The sequence below is a fragment of the Erythrobacter crassostreae genome (assembly GCF_019204045.1).
Classification (GTDB): Bacteria; Pseudomonadota; Alphaproteobacteria; order Sphingomonadales; family Sphingomonadaceae; genus Erythrobacter; species Erythrobacter crassostreae.
In genome coordinates this window covers 986,101-999,393 of sequence record NZ_JAGSPC010000001.1, presented here as the reverse complement: position 1 = coordinate 999,393, position 13,293 = coordinate 986,101, and the positions used below count along the sequence as shown (strand labels likewise).

Below are 13,293 nucleotides of genomic sequence, written 5' to 3'. Positions count from 1 at the left end.
ATCTGTCACCGGCGGCCTAGTTCGAACCGTTCCAGATATCGATCTGCTGCTGCAGGAAACCCAAGGTCGATTGCGAAGCAGAAATCTGGCGTTCCGCCGTCACAAGGTTGCGTGTCAGCCTTTCACGAAGATTATCCTGCTGCTCTGCAATGCGTTCAAGCCGGGCCTCGTTGCGCTCGATCTGGTCTTCATAACGCGACACAGACCCGCCCAGAGATCCCGGATCGCTTGTAAGTATGTTTGCGCGCGCGAGGTTGTCCATCGTCGCAAAGACGCCGAACGGGCCGTTGGTGAACATCGCCGCTGCGCCCTCTGGGCTTTGGGCCAGAGTTTCATTGAGCCGTTCGGTATCCAACCGGAATGTGCCATCGCGGTTTAGCGAAAGGCCAAGATCAGCAAGCGTGTTGGGTTCTCCCTCGGCTGCGTTTGGCATAATGATCTCGCTGCTCAGACGCGCCAGATCACGTTTGAATTCGCGCGCTCCTGGATCATTGCCCAGCGCGCCGCCTTGCGCGGCAGCGAACTCATTCAGCTGAGCGGTCAGATCGTTCAACGCAGCGACAAAATCGGCCATTACGGTGGTGATTGCGCCGCTATCGTTGGAAAATGCAATGTCGGCTGGCGCGCCAGTATTGGTTCCCGTCAGTTCAAGCGTCATCCCTTCGGGCAGTCCGGTTACGGTGTTATTGGCGCTGCGCATCTCAACGGTGTCCAGCTCGAAAATCGCGTCTTGCGAGGCTTGCCGCAATTCGCCGTTATCGGTTGCTGGCGACCATGCAAGATAGCTTAGGTCACCGGGCGTCTGCGTGGGTATCAAAGCAGAACTCGCCGGTTCGAGAACAAATCCGTTGTCGGCACCATCGCGGCCTTTGATTACGAGCTGTGAACCGCCGGAACCTTGGGCGACATATGCCTGCAGATCCCCGCCGCTTTCGATTGAAATCTTGGAAGCCAGCGTTGTCAGAGTGTCCGTGTCTTCAACCGTGATGTTCAGCGCGCTCTGCGTCGTATCTTCGGTAAAGCTGGGTCCGTCGACTGCACCAAACCGGATCGTCAGGCTGCCTTCGCCAACCAGATCATCGGCGCTGGTATAGCTTTGCGATACCAGCGTCTGGCTCTGCGCGAGCTGGCTGACTTCCAAAGTGTAGCTACCGCTCGGGCTTGTGCCAGCAGCGGTGGTGACTGCTGCAACAGACGGATCGCTTATGCTGGCCTGCGGTGCGAGATCGCCATTGCGGACCCGGTCGCCCAATGCAGAGGCAAGCTGCGACAGCGAGTTCCGCAACAAAGAGGCGGCAGAAATTCGCGCCTCAAGCGCGGAATTGCGCGCGGCCAGATCATCGCGCTGAAATGAATAGGTTGCATCGGAGATGTCCTCGGCAAGCTGGATGAAATTCACCCCGCTGCCTGCTCCAAGCGATGAAATAATAGATGCGCCGACATTTTCCATGCCGCTTAGAACGGCCATAATCGCGCATGCTTAAGCCGCAAACCCTCGCATTGCCCGGATTAATGCTGCTGGCGGCCTTCAGCATCGAACCGTAAATCCAGGGGAACATCAATCGCTGGCATTTCCGGAGCCTCTCCCCGTTTCAACGACAGGACAAAAGCGACCAGTGTGGCGATCGCAATGTACAGCTCTTCACGAACCATTTGATTGGTGCGTGTCGTAAAGTAGACCGAGCGGGCGAGCGCAGGATAGCGCAGAACCGGAAGCCCGTCTTCAGCGGCAATTTCCCTCATGGCCAGCGCCGTTTCGCCACGCCCTTTGGCAAGGACCACCGGCGCGGGCGCGATGGCCGGATCGTAAGTAAGCGCGACGGCGAAATGCATCGGGTTCACAACCACAAATTGTGCGTCTTTCATCGCCGCCCCGACACCGCCTCTCGCCAGATCACGCTGACGTTGACGGCGGGCCATCTTCACTTCGGGCGAGCCTTCGGATTGCTTGTTTTCATCGCGCATATCCTTGTGGCTCATCTTAAGCCGTTTGGAGCGCTGGAACCTTTGCAGCGGGTAATCGACCAATCCGATAATGCCGAGACCAATCACCATCAAACCGACAAGCGTCAGACCCGCATCCCAAGCGAAAGACAGCTGCCCATTCAAGGGGCCGCGTCCAAGGCCCATGATGATCGGGATGTTTGATGCAGCCCACCACCATGCGATTGCGCCCAGCAGCAACAGCTTGAGGATGCCTTTTCCCAATTCAATCAGCCCTTGCATCCCGAACATTCGCTTTAGCCCGGAGAGCGGGTTAATCCGCGAACCCTTGGGCTTCATTTGCGAAGGCACCCACCGCCCTTCTCCCAGCAAGAGCTGAGACCCGGCCGTCATGACAATCACTGCCAATCCGATTGCAAAAATCGGGGGCAGGAGTGCTTCGGCAGCAGAAGAGAACATCGATTGCGGGGCAAAGTTTTGAAGATCGCCGTGATCGAAACGAAAGCTTGCTTTGGCCACGCTTCTCACGCTTTCGAACAGCCACGGCCCGATCATCACGAGCATCAATGTTCCAATTGCCATCGCTGCGGCCGTACCGACCTCTTTTGATCGCAGAACGTCGCCCTTTTTGGCGGCATCGGATTTGCGTTTTTCCGTTGGCTCGAAAGTCTTTTCGCCGGTGCTTTCTTCGCTCATCCCGCAGTACTCGTATTGTCAATCAAGCCTGCAGATTGTTCCAGCGTCATTTGCAGCAAAGCAATGAATTGCTCGACCACAATCGGCATCACCACAATCAGCGCGGCAATCCCAGCCAGCACGCCGGCAGGCAGGCCAAGCGCGAACAGATTGAGCGCAGGCGCGGATCGCGAGATCACGCCAGTGACGATTTGCACCAGCAACAGAACGAGCACCACCGGCAGCGCAATCGCCGCCGCTGTCGCAAATCCGTATCCCATGAACAGCACAATATCGCGGGCCTGCATGTCGCCCAGCGCGAATGATCCGGCAGGCAAAATCCGGTAGCTTTCAATGAGCAGTTCAAACCACAGCAAATGGCCACCAATGGTGTAAAAGAGCAGGCTTAGGATCAATCCGAAATACGTGCCCAGCGCGCCCGATTGAGCGCCGCTATTCGGGTCAATCGATGTGGCAATGGCAAGACCCATCGTGCCTGCAATCTGCTCCGCCGCGATCAACGGAATGGCAAAGGCAATCTGCAGCAGAAACCCCAGCGCCGTGCCGATAATCACCTCTTGTAAGACTGCCAATATGGCAGCGAAACTCATCATATCGGGGAGCGCTGGCAGCGGTATCCAGATCGAGATGAACACGGCAAACGCCAATGCCAGCAGAGCGCGCAATTGAAACGGGACAGACATTCCGCCGATCATCGGCGCTGCGATCAAGGCCGCGCCGCAGCGGATCGACAGGAACAGAATTTGCCACAACTGCTCTTCGATGGGCCCGAAACCGAAATCGAGGACGTTCATGTGCTGACCGCGGCGATCACGCCGAAACCAGCGCGATCTGCGCGAATATCTCGCGCAGAAAATCGCCCAGCAGAGCCATCATCGTTCCGCCCAGCACTACAAAGACGAGCGCAACAATGCCCAGCTTAGGCACAAAGGTGAGCGTCTGCTCGTTCACAGACGTCGCCGCCTGAATAATGCCGACGATAAGACCAATCACCAGCGCCGCGATCAAAACGGGCCCCGCAATCAGGGCGGTCACCCAAAGGGTCTGATCAGCCAGAGCCAGAAGCTGTGCATCTTCCTGCATGGTCAGCCCGCCTCTACCCAAAGCTCATCGCGAGACTGCCCATTAGGAGCGCCCAGCCATCAACCAGCACGAACAAGAGCAATTTGAAGGGCAGCGATACAATGGTTGGTGAAAGCATCATCATACCCAGGCTCATCAATACGCTGGCAACCACCAGATCAATGACCAGAAACGGCAGGAACAGCATAAAACCGATCTGGAATGCCGTCTCCAATTCGCTGGTCACAAATGCGGGAAGCAGAATTGAAAAGGGCACCTCTGAAGGGTCGGAAAACGCGCCAACCCCGGCGATATCGGTGAACATGATCAGGTTCGCCTCGCGCGTTTGGCGCAGCATGAAACTGTGAAACGCTTCACCGGCGCTGGCGATCGCTGCATCTGCGCTCATGGTGCCAGCTGCATAGGGTTCAATCGCAAGGCTGTTCACCGCATCCAGCGTGGGCGCCATGACAAACAGCGAGAGAAACAGCGACAATCCGACGAGCACCTGGGTCGGCGGCGATCCCTGCAAACCAATGGCCTGCCGCAGTATCGACAAAACCACCAAAATGCGCAGGAAGCTTGTCATCATCAGCACCAAAGCTGGCAAGATGGTGAGCAAGCTCATCACCACCAGCAATTGTAGTGAGACGCTTAAAGGACTGTCTTCGCCCGCGCCATCACTACCCAGCGCGCGCTCCATCGCGCTGCCGATGCCCGCGGGGTCAGCCGCAGGCAGAGCCGCAAAAGCTGCATCAGGTGCAAAGGCACAGGCCAGCACCGCGATGAGCAAAATCGCGCGGATTGAAGTAAGAAAAGCCATCAATCTGGCCCGTCGGACCGGTTGGCTTCCGCTTCGCCCAGACGCACCAAGCCCTGACGTGAACAGCCCACCAGAATCTCTCGATCGTGGAACCGGATCACCGCCAGTTTAAGGCCCGGCGCGATCAGGCTTGTCTGGACAAGCTGCACCGATTGGCCGCTGCCTTGCGCCGTGTTCAAACGCGTTTGGAGATAGCGGGTCAGCCGCAGGCTTCCCCAAATCAGCAAGCCGAGCAGGGGCAGCAGCAATGCCAGCCGCAAGAAATATTCGACCATCATGGCTGCGGCGCCTGAGCCGGTGCCTCGCCGCGCGGTTCGGCCGGAGGGACAGGTATTGAAGCAGGCGTGTCCTCACCGGCCAGGCTCACGATCCGCAAGGCAAATCGGCCATCCTGCGCAATCACTTCACCGCGTGCAATGACCCGCCCATTGGCGGTCACATCCAGCAATTCATCGGTTAGACGGTCAAGCGAAACAACGCTGCCTTCGTTTAGCGACAGGACCTCTTTCAAAGGCATTTCAGCGCGGCCCAGCTCAACAGAAAGGCGCACAGTGACATCACCGAACCGGTGAAGTGCAGATGGAATGGTAGTCATGACAATGCCCCTTGGTCCGGGAAACGGGTTATGCGGACAGCCATCCGGTCTTCGAGCGACCCCAGACTGCCATGCGCGATGATTTCATCGCCCAGCCGCAGCGGTATGTCGCGCGCCACAGACAGCGGAATCTGATCGCCGGGTGCAAGGTCATCGAGCCGGTTCAGCGACAGTTCGAATTCTGCCAGGACCGCTCCAAGACCCAGCGGAATACCGGAAAATGGCGCTGTACGTGCCGCTTGCTCAGGTGAGGCAGCGGGGCGATCTGACTTGACCGTTTTGGCTCCGGGCAAAAGCGCATCCAGCGTTTCGTCTGGAACGGCAATTAAAGCATCCCAATGTTTGTCCTTACCCGCCAGAATGCGCAGCGAGAAAAGCTGGCAATTGCAGTCAGGCCCGAACGGCTTGAGGCGGCTCGCGCTTTCACTGCGCACGATAACATCACCTGTGAGGGTCGTGGCTTCAAGATCGCCCGCCTCGCCTATGCCAGCACGCGTAATCGCCTGAGCAATGCTGGCCGATAACTGATCGACCAAGAGCGCCGCAGAACGCGGCAGTTGTTCGGGCGGTTCTTTGCCAGGAACGCCTTCGCCGCCAAACGATCGATCTGTCAGTGCGATGGCTGTTGGCCAGTCGATTGAGAACAGAACAGTGCGCTCATCAATTCCGCAACGCAGCAGGCTGTTGGCGGCCACGGGTCCGATGCGGGAAAACACCTCTGACCCGCTAATCATTTCGGGTTCGTCGATGGTCACTCCCGGGCGATCCCCGGCAAGAAGCCCTTCAAGGTCCTGCGACAATGCGCGCGTGAATTCACGCCGCCAAAGCGTTAGCGCTTCTGCGCGCTCTTCGGGGCGCGGACCGCGCGCTGCGAGTTGTTCACAATGCTGCGCCAATGGACGCGCGCCGGCCAAAACCGTTTCGGTGGGAAGCTCCATACTCATTGGACCAAGAACCCCTTGAAATGCACCGCTTCGATCCCGCCAAAGCCCTCATTCTCTTCAAGAACTTCGTTGATCGCTTTGGTTAGGCGGTCGGAAAGGCTTTGCTTGCCATCAACAGAATAGACATCCGCCTCCGGTGTAGCGGCGAGTTGCGCCAGAATAGCGGAACGGATGGCGAGCTCGTGGTTCTTTACCCATTGGAGAACACGTCCATCGCGCCGTGTCGACACCGCCAATTCAACCTGAATGAGGCCGGGCGAATCCGAAAGGTTGGACGTAAAACTGTCTTCGAACCCGTAATAAACGGTGCGATATTCGCTGCCGCCATCGCCATAGACAATCTCGCCGCCATCCTTGTCACTGTCAGGAAGAGCATAGGGATCGCTTTCACCCTTACGCACCATTTGCGGCAGGTCCGGCCCCGCTTCCACTTCGCCACCGAGCAGCCCTGCGGCAAATGCTCCATAGGCACCGCCAGCACCGACCCCGAGCATAGCCACGGCAATGATGATGATCTTCATCATCCCGCCCTTGGCTTTTTCAGGCTCTTCCTTTTTATCGCTTTTATCTTTTGCCATTGCGCTTCAGCTCCTTGGTGCGGTGTCCCGCAGTCAGGCGAACAGGCCGCTATCGGTCCTGTCATGCTCGCTTGCTGCGAAGTTTCGCTCTTCGGATGCTTGATGCGCTGAATATGGTTGAGACGATGCTTGACCTGACCCTGTGGAAGACCCGTAGCGGGGATCGGAGTTTTGGTTTGCACCGCCGTGAAGGCTGCCGCCGTGGCCCGCCGTGTTACCGCTACCCGATTGCCCCGTTCCAATCCCTTCATTGCCGCGCTGCGATGCAGTTGAACCCTGATCCGTATTGAAGGCTACAGCACGTTCCGGCATTGCCGCCTGAACAGCGGGAACAAAGCCCGGGTCGCGGCTGCTAAGCGTTGCGCGCAAATCACCCGCAACATTCTCCAGCCGCATATTAACCGCGCCAAACTCCGCGTGCTTCAACGCAAGCTCAGGGCGGATATTGCGGCCGCTTTCGCGCGCCTCGGTCAATTGGCTAACGGCGTTCTCGATACTAGCGGCAACGCGAGTTTCAGCGGGAGCGGTTGTTGCGATTGGCGGAGAAGTTAGCGATTGAAAAGGCGCTTGAAACGCAGTGGCAGGAGCCAACACCGGCATAGGCGTGCCGTTAGAGGTCGGTGAAGGGGCCACTTGCTGAGACGATTGGTCGAGCTTCAAAATGGTGCGGTCGGTCAGGGACTGTTCCGAACCGGTAGTCTGCCGTTTGGTGGCATCCACAGCACCTTTGGGGTCCGCTTTCGCCGTTACCTCATCCTCCAGCATCGCCGGAGAGACATTTTGGCTGGCAGTGGGTTGAGCAGGAGTGGACCGATCTATCCACGCCTGCCCTTCTAGCCGCTGTCGGACATCCTGTGATCGGCCTGAAAGGATTTGCCGAATTGCAGCAGGTATAGCCGCCTGAACAGCCGCAACGCTGCTCGCCGGCTGAACCTGCTTGCCAGCCGCAACATCAGTTAGGGATGCCGGCGTGCGGTCCGTCACCGCAACTCGCTGTGAAAATTTGACATCGTCAACTCGTGCCTCTGGCGTTTGCTCCAAAGCAGCAGTCTTAGCCGCCGGGGCCGCAATTCTGTTGCCGTCTTGCGACAATGCTGTCTGGTTGAGCGGAGGCTCGCCGCCCTTCAAAGGCGTCTCTTTGACATCTCGCAAAGGCTCCGACGTCACTTGGACGTTGCCGAGGTCCGATTGTGCGGGCGCGATTGCCGCAGTCGTGCTGACCGGCAAGCTGTTTCCGGATTGCGGCATCAAACTGCCGGGCGGCAATGGACTCGCCGGGCGGCCAACCGCTTCAGCACTCGGCGTTGCGGCCGCATCAATTGACCCGGCCTTCGCCAATTCCGGTTTCACGTCCAGCCGCGCTTCTGCCTTGGCATCAAGGATGCCCGCAAAGGACGGTTTCAGCGGAACATCCGGGCTTTCCAAAAGGGCAGGACCCACATCCCCCGGCACCGGTTCAAGACTAGTTTCGATTCCATCGGGCAGTTTCAGTCCAGCTTTCGGAACGGGAAGCAGCGAGTGGAAATCAAGCGCATTCAAATTCATCGGGGGCTCCTCAATTGGCCGTCCCCGTCGTTCTGCAACTTGCGTGCCAGCCGCACGCCAAACTCGGCATTGCGACCTTCCTTACGGGCCTCCAGGTCCTGCTGCGCGCGCTGCGCCTTTTCGCTCAAACGGCGCATGCGATTATCGGCAGCCGCCAACACCTCCTGCCCGCTTTCGATCTGCTCCACTGCCTGACCGCGTGATTGGTCCGCGTAATGTGCCAGCGCCGCGAGCGATCCGGCAAACTGTCCCGAAAGGCGAACCGTTTCGCCATTCGTGGCACCGATGCGTGATTGATAAGTGGCGGCGAGTTCACGGCTACGATTTGCGAGCCCTGCGCTCCTGCTCTCTTCGCCCACCGCATCGGCAAGCGAACGCATCGCTTCACGCCGCGCAATGGTGGCAAGCATTTGCTGACGGCGCAGAAGCGCAAGCTGGCGCTTTTCACGCATTTTGAACCGTTAGGCCTGCGACATCCTGCATTTGCGCCAAACTATCCGGTAGGTTTACGGCTTCACCGCGGGCCTGTTTCAAAAACGCATCGATTGCGGCGCTATGCTCCAAAGCGGCATCCAAAACCCGGTCTGCGCCCGCACGATACGCACCCATCAACACCAAATCGCGGTTTTCGTCCCGCGCAGAAATAAGCGAACGCAATTGCCGGGCGGCCTCAATCACAGGCTCATTAACCAGATCGTCCATCACGCGGCTTAGCGAAGCGGGAATGTCTATGGCCGGATAATGGCCACGCTGCGCAAGATCGCGTGACAACAGGATATGCCCGTCGAGGATAGCTCGCGCTGTATCGACCACCGGGTCCTGAGCATCATCGCCATCGGCAAGAACGGTATAGAGGCCTGTCACCGATCCGCCTGTGCGCGCCGAATTGCCCGCCCGCTCGACCAGCTTTGTGACTGCAGCTAGGGCCGAGGGCGGATACCCGCGCGCGGCGCCCGGCTCGCCAAGCAGAAGTGCCAATTCGCGAGCCGCATGGGCCACGCGCGTAAGGCTATCCAGGATCAACAGAGCCCGTTTCCCCTGAGCCCGGAAATATTCAGCAATCGCGCTGGCATATTGCGCCGCGCGCAGTCGCAGATTGGGTGCATGGTCGGCTGGCACTGCGACAACCACCATCCGGCCTCGACGTGCGCCTTGCATGTGGCGATTGACGAAATCCGAAACTTCGCGTGCGCGTTCGCCAATCAGCGCGACCACAATTACATCCGCCTCTGCATGTCCGGCAATCGTGTCGATCAGCACGGATTTTCCGACGCCTGAGCCTGCGATAACGCCCAAACGCTGCCCTACGCCCATCGTCGCCAAGGCATTGATGGCGCGCACCCCGCAATCAATAGGCACGGCTACGGGCGCACGTTCCAGCGCCCCTTCGCGGTGCCCGGCGAGCGGCCATGTCTGGTCAAAGGCGAGCGGCGGGCCGCCATCAATGGGTTTGCCAAGCCCGTCTACCGCGCGGCCCAATAAGACCTCACCCAATGGCACAGCACCGGGATTGCCCAGTGCCCTGACCGGCGCATTCGGCCGCAAAAGCACCGTATCACCCAGCAACATCATCAACGAATGCCCGCTGCGGAAACCGATCACTTCGGCGAGCGAAACCTCACCATCATCGTTCTCTATTGCGCCAAGCGAACCGATCGGCAGCGGAAGGCCCGCCACCTCGACAAGGCCGCCATCGCACGCGGCGACCTTACCTGTCAGTACAGGTCCGGCATTGATATTCAGGCTGCGCATCCGCGCCAGTTCAAGCTGCAATTCGGCGATCATCCGCGCAGCGCCTCTGCAATCGCGCGTCGCCATTGGTCCGGTCCGTCATGAACAAGGCCGTCCCCGCTCTCAAGGCGGAGCGATCCGCGCGGCACGTCTTCAGCGGGATTGAGCACCCAGCCTTGCGGCGCGGCAGTGCCAAGCATTTCAATATCAGCAGGGTTGAGATGCAGCGCGCAATGCTCCGGGGCTGCGCCCAGCGCTTTAGCAGCCTCCTGCACTCGCCCCGATAGGCCATGTTTGTTGATCGCGCTCGCATCCAGCACCTGCTCGCAAAGCGAAATCACCGTTTCAGACAGGCTTTCTGCAAATGCGTCCATAGCGGCCTGATCAAGAGCACGGAACGCCAGCCGCACATCGCGTTGCCGTGATGCAGTCGCTTCGATCTCTGCCTGCGCAGCCGCACGCCCAGCTGCTTCGCCGTCGGCGAATGCCTGCTCTAAAGCGTCAATCTCTTCGGTCACTGGTTCGGCGTTGGTGTTCTCACCGACTGCATGCTGCGGCGCGGATGTTGCCGAGGGCGCGCGGAATGCCATTCCTTCTTGAAAGCCCCGACTTTCGCCAAGCGCTGCAATCCAACCGGGCATCTCAGCTGCATCTTCTTGCGGAGCGCCAGCCAGTGCGGCGATCCAATCAGACGAACTCGCCATCATCGGCTCCAATCGAAATTTCACCCTGATCCGCAAGGTTGCGGGCTGTTTCGACGATATTCCTTTGCGCTGCTTCAACGTCACTTTTCGCGAGCTTTCCGCGCAGCTCGATTTCATCGCGAATACCGTCAGCAGCACGGCTCGACATAGCCGCAAAGAATGGCGTGCGCTCATCGTCTTTCAGCCCCTTAAGGGCATCAACAAGCGCTTCATTGTCAACATCGCGCAGCAATCTGCCCATTGCTTGAGCATCAAGGTCCAGCAGCATTTCGAAGGTGAACATCTGTTCTTCGATCGCCTCTGCGAGGCTCGGATCAATCTGTGCGATGACTGGCAAGACATTGGTGCGAACCTCACCTGCCGCGCGATTGATCAGATCAGCCGCTTCGCGCGGACCGCCGAGCATCAAAGCGCTTGCCCCGAAGTTGGCACCAATCCGCTGCGACAGCAGATTGTCGATCATATCGACCGCCTGTGTTGAGATCGGGCCGATGCGCGCGATCCGCTCTACAACCGCAGATTGCGCCATCTCGGGAATGCCGGAGAGCACTTCTGCCGCGGAGTCCGCCTCAAGCATCAAAAGCAGAGCGGCAATCACTTGCGGATGTTCGCCATCGACCAGTTTCACAAGCACATTGGGTGCAAGCCAGCGCGCCATTTCAATCGAACGCGGGCGGCTTTCCGGCTCAATTCGCTGCATCATGCTTTCCGCTTTGGTTTCGCCCAGCGCCTGTGTCAGCAAAGAACGGACCTCTTGAGAACGATCGCGAGCGGGAAGAATCTCGCGATCTGCCTCGGTCACGAAATCACCGATTGCCTCGGCAATGCCCGTCTGGTTGATTTCGCCTAGCGCACACATGGCCACTCCAAGTCGTTCCAGCTCTCCCGGGCCAAGCCGCGACAACAGAGATGTCGCTTCTTCCTCTGCCAACAAAGTAAGGAATACGGCGGCCCTCTGTGTCCGGCTCATCGCCGGAAGCGCGCTTTCGGCTGCCCCATCGGAGGCTTCCAGTGGTTTCATCGCGCTCATTATGTCGCCGCCTTGTCCGCCGGTGGCTCAAGCATTCGCTGCAGCGCTTCGACCGCACGGTCGGGCTGCGCCGTTGCAAGCTGACGAGCGAGTTCAACCTGACGCGGTAGGTCTGCGGAGGTCCCCGAGCTTTGAATTGAACCCGCCTTGATCAACACATCGGCTTCATCATCATCAACAGCTTCACTCTCGCTGTCGCTCCGCAACCTCTTCATCAAAGGCCGCACAACCATCAGAAGAACCAGCAGCACGGCCAGCAAGGCGGTGCCGTATCGCAGCGCCGCCGCGAACCACGGCTGCTCATAAAACGCTGGCGGGATGATTTCGGTCGTCTCAAATGCGCTGATTGCGATTTCGACCTGATCACCGCGTGCTTCGTCCGCGCCGACGGCCGCGCTGACCAGCGCTTGAAGCTGTTCGGCTGTCAAAGGAGCCGCCGCCGTAAGCGCTTCGTCACTTACGGCCACCGCGACGGACAGTTTGACCAGACCGCCGGGCCGTGTGCTTGTCACCGCGACTTCACGGCCAAGCTCATAATCGCGGCGTATCGCTGTTTCACTGTCACCGGGGACCTGTGCATTTTCACCGGCTTCTGCAACATCTGTGGCTTGCGGCGCTTCATCAACCAATTCTGCATCTGGCGGCGGCGTATTGGCGGTAACGCCGGGAACACCGCCAGCTTGCGCACCAGCAGAGCGCGTAGCGCTGCGTTCGCTTTCGCTGCGAACAACGCCGTCTTGATCATAGCTTTCGCGGGCGGCTGTGACTTCACTTTGGTCGAGTTCGACTTGGACCTGACTGGAAAAATTGCTGTCACCCAAAAGCGGCATGAGCAGGCTGCTTATCTGTTGCTGCAGTTTGCTTTCAAACTCGCGTTGCAGAACCAACCCGTCCATCGAAGGATCGCGTGCAGAAGACAGAAGTCGTCCGTTCTGATCGACGACACGAACCGATTCCGCGGTCATCCCGGGCACCGATCCGGAAACGAGATTGACGATAGCTTCGACCTGATCCTGACCCAGCGATCGGCCACTGACGAGGCGAACCATCACCGAGGCAGTGGGCGCGTTGCTTTCCCGCACGAAAACAGACCGTTCGGGCGTGGCGAGGTGAACCCGCACCGCTTCGATTCCGTCTATCTCTCGAATGGTGAGCATCAATTCACGCTCGCGCGCGAGCCGCAGGCGTTCGCCTTCCAATGTCCGGCTGGAACCGAGCGGGATCGCATCCAGCATTTCGCTTGCCCCTTCGGGAGCCGCAAGACCTGCGTCGCTCGCAACGGCCATGCGCGCACGGTAAAGATCATCCTCACCGACGGTTACAACACCTGTGCCGGTGTCGATCGAATAGCCGATCCCGCTTTGCTCCAATGTATCAACCACCTTTGCGCGTTCACCGTCGCTAAGGCTGGAGTAAAGAATCCGCTGTGGCCCTTGGGAAATGCCCAAATAGAGCGCGGCGATGATTGCCATCACGCCAAGGCCAGCCAGTGCCGGCAAAGCGCGGCGAATGGCGGGCTGATTTGTAAAAGCGCTCAATTGAGCGCGCCAATCGCCAGATTGGTGCGCAGGCAGCGTAGAGCCATCCGTTACAGGGATCGCAGCACCGCCAGTGGGGACCGGCATCGTTGTCTCAGCCATC

General features: G+C 59.0%; 15 protein-coding genes. All 15 read right to left on the bottom strand.

Going from position 1 to position 13,293, the window contains the following annotated elements:
• Positions 1 to 16 precede the first annotated feature (16 nt).
• The 15 genes from fliD to fliF are packed head-to-tail and all read right to left on the bottom strand — an operon-like array spanning position 17 to position 13,292.
• The gene (gene fliD, locus KCG46_RS05015) at positions 17 to 1,468 is read right to left on the bottom strand and encodes a flagellar filament capping protein FliD (RefSeq protein ID WP_218404198.1); all 1,452 of its coding nucleotides are present in this window, start codon (positions 1,466 to 1,468) and stop codon (positions 17 to 19) included.
• Positions 1,469 to 1,509: 41 nt separating this feature from the next.
• Entirely contained in the window at positions 1,510 to 2,640 is a 1,131-nt protein-coding gene (locus KCG46_RS05010) for an EscU/YscU/HrcU family type III secretion system export apparatus switch protein (protein ID WP_218404197.1), read from the bottom strand.
• Complete coding sequence (locus tag KCG46_RS05005) at positions 2,637 to 3,434, bottom strand: flagellar biosynthetic protein FliR (protein ID WP_218404196.1); 798 nt, start codon at positions 3,432 to 3,434, stop codon at positions 2,637 to 2,639. The genes KCG46_RS05010 and KCG46_RS05005 overlap by 4 nt, the downstream gene beginning before the upstream one ends.
• 16 nt (positions 3,435 to 3,450) lie before the next feature.
• Positions 3,451 to 3,723 carry a flagellar biosynthetic protein FliQ gene (locus tag KCG46_RS05000; protein ID WP_218404195.1) on the bottom strand — a complete coding sequence of 91 codons (273 nt, stop codon included), beginning with the start codon at positions 3,721 to 3,723 and terminating at the stop codon, positions 3,451 to 3,453.
• A 13-nt stretch (positions 3,724 to 3,736) separates the two neighbouring features.
• Positions 3,737 to 4,525 (bottom strand): flagellar type III secretion system pore protein FliP, encoded by a 789-nt coding sequence (gene fliP / locus KCG46_RS04995; RefSeq protein ID WP_218404194.1) that lies wholly within the window; start codon positions 4,523 to 4,525, stop codon positions 3,737 to 3,739.
• The gene (locus tag KCG46_RS04990) at positions 4,525 to 4,803 is read right to left on the bottom strand and encodes a flagellar biogenesis protein (RefSeq protein ID WP_369410167.1); all 279 of its coding nucleotides are present in this window, start codon (positions 4,801 to 4,803) and stop codon (positions 4,525 to 4,527) included. Before KCG46_RS04990 ends, fliP begins: the two co-directional genes overlap by 1 nt.
• Positions 4,800 to 5,120: a flagellar motor switch protein FliN gene (gene fliN / locus KCG46_RS04985; protein ID WP_218404193.1), complete on the bottom strand. Its 321-nt coding sequence runs from the start codon at positions 5,118 to 5,120 to the stop codon at positions 4,800 to 4,802. Before fliN ends, KCG46_RS04990 begins: the two co-directional genes overlap by 4 nt.
• The gene (locus tag KCG46_RS04980; RefSeq protein WP_218404192.1) at positions 5,117 to 6,064 is read right to left on the bottom strand and encodes a flagellar motor switch protein FliM; all 948 of its coding nucleotides are present in this window, start codon (positions 6,062 to 6,064) and stop codon (positions 5,117 to 5,119) included. The genes fliN and KCG46_RS04980 overlap by 4 nt, the downstream gene beginning before the upstream one ends.
• A complete protein-coding gene (locus KCG46_RS04975; RefSeq protein WP_218404191.1) occupies positions 6,061 to 6,642 on the bottom strand; it encodes a flagellar basal body-associated FliL family protein in 582 nt (193 codons plus the stop codon). Before KCG46_RS04975 ends, KCG46_RS04980 begins: the two co-directional genes overlap by 4 nt.
• A gap of 33 nt (positions 6,643 to 6,675) precedes the next feature.
• Entirely contained in the window at positions 6,676 to 8,187 is a 1,512-nt protein-coding gene (locus tag KCG46_RS04970) for a hypothetical protein (RefSeq protein WP_218404190.1), read from the bottom strand.
• Positions 8,184 to 8,639, bottom strand: a complete 456-nt coding sequence (locus tag KCG46_RS04965) for a hypothetical protein (RefSeq protein WP_218404189.1) — start codon at positions 8,637 to 8,639, stop codon at positions 8,184 to 8,186. Before KCG46_RS04965 ends, KCG46_RS04970 begins: the two co-directional genes overlap by 4 nt.
• Positions 8,632 to 10,005 carry a FliI/YscN family ATPase gene (locus tag KCG46_RS04960; protein ID WP_439648811.1) on the bottom strand — a complete coding sequence of 458 codons (1,374 nt, stop codon included), beginning with the start codon at positions 10,003 to 10,005 and terminating at the stop codon, positions 8,632 to 8,634. The genes KCG46_RS04965 and KCG46_RS04960 overlap by 8 nt, the downstream gene beginning before the upstream one ends.
• Positions 9,969 to 10,625 carry a FliH/SctL family protein gene (locus tag KCG46_RS04955; protein ID WP_218404188.1) on the bottom strand — a complete coding sequence of 219 codons (657 nt, stop codon included), beginning with the start codon at positions 10,623 to 10,625 and terminating at the stop codon, positions 9,969 to 9,971. Before KCG46_RS04955 ends, KCG46_RS04960 begins: the two co-directional genes overlap by 37 nt.
• Positions 10,606 to 11,652, bottom strand: coding sequence for a flagellar motor switch protein FliG (locus KCG46_RS04950; protein WP_255551768.1), 1,047 nt, complete (start codon positions 11,650 to 11,652; stop codon positions 10,606 to 10,608). Before KCG46_RS04950 ends, KCG46_RS04955 begins: the two co-directional genes overlap by 20 nt.
• Entirely contained in the window at positions 11,652 to 13,292 is a 1,641-nt protein-coding gene (gene fliF / locus KCG46_RS04945) for a flagellar basal-body MS-ring/collar protein FliF (protein WP_255551767.1), read from the bottom strand. The genes KCG46_RS04950 and fliF overlap by 1 nt, the downstream gene beginning before the upstream one ends.
• Position 13,293: the final 1 nt, after the last annotated feature.

What these genes read in the sequence shown, in the direction of transcription:
- fliD (WP_218404198.1), bottom strand. Translation starts at nt 1,468, where the DNA reads ATGGCCGTTCTAAGCGGCATGGAAAATGTCGGCGCATCTATTATTTCA.
- KCG46_RS05010 (WP_218404197.1), bottom strand. Translation starts at nt 2,640, where the DNA reads ATGAGCGAAGAAAGCACCGGCGAAAAGACTTTCGAGCCAACGGAAAAA.
- KCG46_RS05005 (WP_218404196.1), bottom strand. Translation starts at nt 3,434, where the DNA reads ATGAACGTCCTCGATTTCGGTTTCGGGCCCATCGAAGAGCAGTTGTGG.
- KCG46_RS05000 (WP_218404195.1), bottom strand. Translation starts at nt 3,723, where the DNA reads ATGCAGGAAGATGCACAGCTTCTGGCTCTGGCTGATCAGACCCTTTGG.
- fliP (WP_218404194.1), bottom strand. Translation starts at nt 4,525, where the DNA reads ATGGCTTTTCTTACTTCAATCCGCGCGATTTTGCTCATCGCGGTGCTG.
- KCG46_RS04990 (WP_369410167.1), bottom strand. Translation starts at nt 4,803, where the DNA reads ATGATGGTCGAATATTTCTTGCGGCTGGCATTGCTGCTGCCCCTGCTC.
- fliN (WP_218404193.1), bottom strand. Translation starts at nt 5,120, where the DNA reads ATGACTACCATTCCATCTGCACTTCACCGGTTCGGTGATGTCACTGTG.
- KCG46_RS04980 (WP_218404192.1), bottom strand. Translation starts at nt 6,064, where the DNA reads ATGAGTATGGAGCTTCCCACCGAAACGGTTTTGGCCGGCGCGCGTCCA.
- KCG46_RS04975 (WP_218404191.1), bottom strand. Translation starts at nt 6,642, where the DNA reads ATGGCAAAAGATAAAAGCGATAAAAAGGAAGAGCCTGAAAAAGCCAAG.
- KCG46_RS04970 (WP_218404190.1), bottom strand. Translation starts at nt 8,187, where the DNA reads ATGAATTTGAATGCGCTTGATTTCCACTCGCTGCTTCCCGTTCCGAAA.
- KCG46_RS04965 (WP_218404189.1), bottom strand. Translation starts at nt 8,639, where the DNA reads ATGCGTGAAAAGCGCCAGCTTGCGCTTCTGCGCCGTCAGCAAATGCTT.
- KCG46_RS04960 (WP_439648811.1), bottom strand. Translation starts at nt 10,005, where the DNA reads ATGGCGACGCGCGATTGCAGAGGCGCTGCGCGGATGATCGCCGAATTG.
- KCG46_RS04955 (WP_218404188.1), bottom strand. Translation starts at nt 10,625, where the DNA reads ATGATGGCGAGTTCGTCTGATTGGATCGCCGCACTGGCTGGCGCTCCG.
- KCG46_RS04950 (WP_255551768.1), bottom strand. Translation starts at nt 11,652, where the DNA reads ATGAGCGCGATGAAACCACTGGAAGCCTCCGATGGGGCAGCCGAAAGC.
- fliF (WP_255551767.1), bottom strand. Translation starts at nt 13,292, where the DNA reads ATGGCTGAGACAACGATGCCGGTCCCCACTGGCGGTGCTGCGATCCCT.